The 4,661-nt window shown below is 58.9% G+C and carries 5 protein-coding genes; 1 reads left to right on the forward strand and 4 read right to left on the reverse strand.

From position 1 onward, the window contains the following. On the forward strand, positions 1–1,617 hold a 1,617-nt coding region (gene katG, locus AC2FNC_RS20095; protein ID WP_496716463.1), incomplete at its 5' end, for a catalase/peroxidase HPI. A 69-nt stretch (positions 1,618–1,686) separates the two neighbouring features. On the opposite strand, the gene AC2FNC_RS20100 is transcribed toward katG, so the two are convergent. The 4 genes from AC2FNC_RS20100 to AC2FNC_RS20115 all read right to left on the reverse strand — a co-directional run bounded on the left by AC2FNC_RS20100 (position 1,687) and on the right by AC2FNC_RS20115 (position 4,659). Further along, complete coding sequence (locus tag AC2FNC_RS20100) at positions 1,687–2,529, reverse strand: fumarylacetoacetate hydrolase family protein (protein WP_480495879.1); 843 nt, start codon at positions 2,527–2,529, stop codon at positions 1,687–1,689. An 18-nt stretch (positions 2,530–2,547) separates the two neighbouring features. Further along, on the reverse strand, positions 2,548–3,303 hold the full coding sequence (locus AC2FNC_RS20105; protein ID WP_496716465.1) for an SDR family oxidoreductase: 756 nt from the start codon (positions 3,301–3,303) through the stop codon (positions 2,548–2,550). Positions 3,304–3,442: 139 nt separating this feature from the next. Next, on the reverse strand, positions 3,443–4,273 hold the full coding sequence (locus AC2FNC_RS20110) for an amidohydrolase family protein (RefSeq protein ID WP_496716466.1): 831 nt from the start codon (positions 4,271–4,273) through the stop codon (positions 3,443–3,445). Next, positions 4,270–4,659, reverse strand: a complete 390-nt coding sequence (locus tag AC2FNC_RS20115) for an RbsD/FucU family protein (protein ID WP_496716467.1) — start codon at positions 4,657–4,659, stop codon at positions 4,270–4,272. The genes AC2FNC_RS20110 and AC2FNC_RS20115 overlap by 4 nt, the downstream gene beginning before the upstream one ends. Positions 4,660–4,661: the final 2 nt, after the last annotated feature.

The raw sequence follows: 4,661 nt of genomic DNA on the forward strand, positions 1-4,661 counted from the left end.
GTCTACTGGGGTTCGGAAAACCAGTGGCTGGCTCCGTCCGAGAACCGCTATGGCGATCTGGAAACCCCCGGCACGCTGGAAAACCCGCTGGGCGCGGTGCACATGGGCCTGATCTATGTGAACCCCGAAGGTGTGAACGGCAATCCAGATCCTGCAAGAACTGCTCTGCACATCCGCGAAACCTTTGCCCGTATGGCGATGAATGACGAAGAGACGGCGGCGCTGACCTGCGGTGGTCACACAGTCGGCAAAGCCCATGGTGCGATGGCAGGCGATCATATCGGTGCCGAGCCCGAAGCCTGCCCGGTCTCCGGTCAGGGCCTGGGTTGGAACAACCCCGATCAGAACGGCAAGGCAACCAACGCATTCACCTCTGGTATCGAGGGTGCGTGGACAAAAAACCCGACCAAATTCGACATGGGCTTTTTCGATTACCTGTTCGGATATGAGTGGGAATTGGGTAAATCGCCCGCGGGTGCACAACAGTGGCAGCCTATCGACATGCCGGAAGATGAAAAGCCGGTCGACCCGACCGACCCTTCGGTTCGGCGTATGCCGGTCATGACCGATGCGGACATGGCAATGAAGATCGATCCGATTTACAACGCGATCTGTCAGAAGTTCATGGCCGACCCGGATTACTTTGCTGACACCTTTGCCCGCGCTTGGTTCAAGCTGACCCACCGCGACATGGGGCCACGCGTCAATTACTATGGCCCAAACGTCCCGTCAGAAGAGCTGATCTGGCAGGACCCGATCCCTGCGGGTTCGACCGCGTATGACGTCGATGCCGTCAAGGCAAAAATCGCCGACAGCGGTCTGACCGCGGTCGAGATGATCACCACCGCATGGGACAGCGCCCGTACCTTCCGAGGCTCGGACAAACGCGGCGGCGCAAACGGTGCGCGTATCCGTCTGGCACCACAGAAAGACTGGGCAGGGAACGAGCCCGAGCGTCTGGCAAAAGTGCTGGGCGTGCTGGAGCCTATTGCCGCGGAAACCGGGGCCTCGATTGCCGACGTGATCGTTCTGGCGGGCAACGTTGGTCTAGAACAGTCGATCAAAGCCGCAGGCTTTGACGTGGCGGTTCCGTTTTCGGCCGGTCGCGGCGATGCGACGGATGAGCAGACCGATGCCGACAGCTTCTCGGTGCTGGAGCCGCTGGCGGACGGGTTCAGAAACTGGCAGCTGAAGGAATACGCTGTATCACTTGAGGCGATGATGCTGGATCGCGCGCAACTGCTGGGTCTGACCGCAGCCGAGATGACGGTTCTGGTTGGTGGCCTGCGTGTGCTGGGTGCCAATCACGGTGGATCAGAGCATGGGGTCTTCACGGATCGCGTGGGTCAGTTGACCACGGACTTCTTCGTCAATCTGACGGATATGTCGCTTAGCTGGCATCCGGTCGATGGCGGCACCTATGAGCTGCGTGATCGTGCCTCGGGTGAGGTCAGGTTCACCGCAACCAGCGCGGATCTGGTCTTCGGCTCGAACTCGATCCTGCGTGGCTACGCCGAGGTCTATGCCCAGGACGATAATGCCGAGAAGTTCGTGCGCGACTTCGTAGCGGCCTGGACTAAGATCATGAACAACGACCGGTTCGATCTGGTAGCCTAAGTCAAAAAATATCAGGCGAGGGAAACCTCGCCTGATATTGTGTTCGGGCTGACATCTGGTAGTGCCCGATTATCCCGCGATCACATTCTGTTTTTGAACACCCAGGCCTTCGATGCCCAGTTCCATCGTGTCGCCGGGTTTCAGATAGACTTGCGGGTTTTGCCCCATGCCCACACCCGGCGGAGTTCCGGTCGAGATCACATCGCCCGGCTGTAAAGACATGAATTGCGACAGGTGTGAGATCACAGTTGCCACCCCGAAATGCATCGTCCGGGTCGAGCCGTCCTGATAACGGTGGCCGTTGACCTCAAGATACATCGGCAGGTTCTGTGGGTCTGCAACCTCGTCCCGCGTCACCAGCCACGGACCGATGGGGCCGAATGTGTCTGCCGACTTGCCCTTGACCCACTGCCCCGAGCGGTGAAGCTGAAAATCACGTTCCGACAGGTCATTGACCACGCAATAGCCAGCGACGTGATCCATCGCTTCGGCCTCGGAGATGTATTTTGTTTCCTTGCCGATCACCACGCCCAACTCGACCTCCCAGTCGGTCTTGACGGACCCGCGCGGGATTTCCACCGTGTCGTTCGGCCCGATAATGGCCGATGTCGCCTTGAAAAAGATCACAGGTTCCTGCGGCAATTCCATACCGCTTTCTGCCGCGTGGTCGGCATAGTTCAGGCCGATACAAATGAACTTGCCCACATGGCCGACACACGCCCCTAAACGGGTGTTGCCTTCAACCATCGGCAAATCTTGTGCATTCAGCGCGCGCAGTCGCGCCAACCCTTCGTCGCTGAGAACGTCGCCCGAAATATCGTCGATGACGCCTGACAGGTCGCGAATTGTGCCATCGTCGTGCAGCAGCCCGGGCTTTTCAGCACCCAAGGCGCCAAACCGCAGTAGTTTCATATTGTGATCCCTTTCAGCTTAAATCGCCCATCCGCCATCAATGGCAAAGGGCTGACCAGTGGTAAATGCACTGCTGTCGCTCGCAAGGTAGAGCGCCAGATCGGCAATCTCGTCCGCGGTTCCAATGCGCCCCATTGGCTGGCGGGCGATGAAATCCGTCATCGCCTTTTCGTAGTCGCCCGTCGCCCGCAAACGCTCGTGCAGGCTGGGGCTGTCGACAGTGCCGGGACAGATGGCGTTGCACCGAATGCCCTGCGTGACGAAATCGGCGGCGATCGACTTGGTCAGGCCAATTACGGCAGCCTTTGATGCGCAATATACAAACCGGTTTGGAACGCCCTTCATCGACGAGGCGACTGAGGACATATTGATGATCGATCCCCCGCCGTTTTTCAACATCGCGGGCAGGGTCAGACGGATCATGCGATACATGGCCTTCACATTAAGATCGAAACTGAAATCCCAGTCGTCCTCTTCGCACTCAAGAATGGTCCCGTTTGCCACGTAACCCGCGCAATTGAACAGGATATCCAACGGTGGCAACTCTGCCACGGCACGTTTCACAGCATGCGCGTCAGTCACGTCGAGATGGATCGGAGAGATCCCGTCGATTTCCGAAAGCTCGGCCAATGTGGTTTCGTTGATGTCGCTGGCAAAGACATGCGCGCCTTCGGCTGCGAACAGTTCGGCCGTGGCACGTCCGATGCCCTGTCCAGCGGCGCTGATGAATGCGGTTTTGCCTTTTAGTCGGTCAGAAGGCTGATGCGATGTCATTCTGGTCCTCATGGTTTTCCCGAAACCGGGTGGTGTGTTGGGGATAACTACCCGTCTGTTCGCGCCTCAGGGAAAACACTGGGCAGGATCAGCGGGCGCAAAGCTGGGCGTCGCGTGTTTGGGGTCCGGTGCAGCACCATCAAATCCTGATGTGATAAGCCTTGGCCGCATTCCCTCCGAGGATGGTTTGGCAGTCATTGGAGGAAAGTGCGCTTAGCAGTTCATCGGTTGCATCGATCCAGCGTTCATAGCTGCTGGCCAGTGTGCAGACCGGCCAGTCGCTGCCCCAGATCAACCGCGATGGTCCGAACGTGTTCAGTAGGTGATCCACATAGGGGTACAGGTCCCGAACCGTCCAGTCAGGCGCAGCTTCGGTGACGAGACCGGACAATTTGCAGAACGCGTTGGTGTCTCGCGCGATGGCGGCCATGTCTTCGGCCCATCCGCCAAGTACGCCGTCACGGATCAGAGGTTTCGAGCCATGGTCGATCACAACCCGCATGTCCGGGTGCCGCGCCAGAAGTTGACGCAACGGCCCCAGGTGCCGGGGCAGGGTGAGGGCATCGAAAGTCAGATCGTTAGATTGGATGGCCTCAAAGGCAGGTCTCAGGGCCTCGCCGAGCATCCAGTTCGGATCAGCGATGTCTTGAATCATCGGCCGCAATCCAACCAAAGCGGGATGAGCGGCAAGTCTGGTGATTTGTGCACGCGCATCAGGGGCGTCAAAATCGACCCAGCCAACCACACCTTTGATAAAGGGTGTCTTGTCGGCCAGTGACAACAGGTACTCCGTCTCGGCGACGGTCGGCGCGGCCTGAACCAGAATTGTCCCGTCGATGCCCTGTGCTTGCAACAATGGCGCAAGGTCATCTGGCCCGAAGTCCCGGTAAATCTGGCCCAGGTTGGGTGTCAGCCACCCATAGTCACCACGCGACAGCGCCCAAAAATGCTGATGGGCGTCGATCTTCATGCGATCACGCCCTTCTTCAGGACGATGTTGCCGTAGAGCCTACGCTCGCCGGTCTGAATGATGGCAAATGCGGATGCCGCGCGTTGGTAGAAGGCGAACCGGTCCAGACTCTGAATTTGCGCGGGGTTGTCAGCCTGCGCGTCGATGATCTTTTGGAGATCCGCGACGGCCTCGGGCACGGCTTCGGGATCACCGACAACCTGCATGGTCAGCGCGGGGTCGGGCACGAATGTATCCAGCGGCATGACAGACAACACGGCGCCAAGCAGGTCGCTTGCTGTTGAACCATCCGCACGGATGCAGTCGGGCCCAAGGCTTGAGCCCGGGAAATTGGCATCTGCAATAACGATGTCATCGCCATGGCCCATGGCGCGCAGGGCGTACAGCA

The sequence above is a fragment of the Ruegeria sp. BHSA123 genome, assembly GCF_059613425.1.

Coding starts and splice junctions, on each gene's coding strand:
- AC2FNC_RS20100 (WP_480495879.1), bottom strand. CDS start 2,529: ATGAAACTACTGCGGTTTGGCGCCTTGGGTGCTGAAAAGCCCGGGCTG.
- AC2FNC_RS20105 (WP_496716465.1), bottom strand. CDS start 3,303: ATGACATCGCATCAGCCTTCTGACCGACTAAAAGGCAAAACCGCATTC.
- AC2FNC_RS20110 (WP_496716466.1), bottom strand. CDS start 4,273: ATGAAGATCGACGCCCATCAGCATTTTTGGGCGCTGTCGCGTGGTGAC.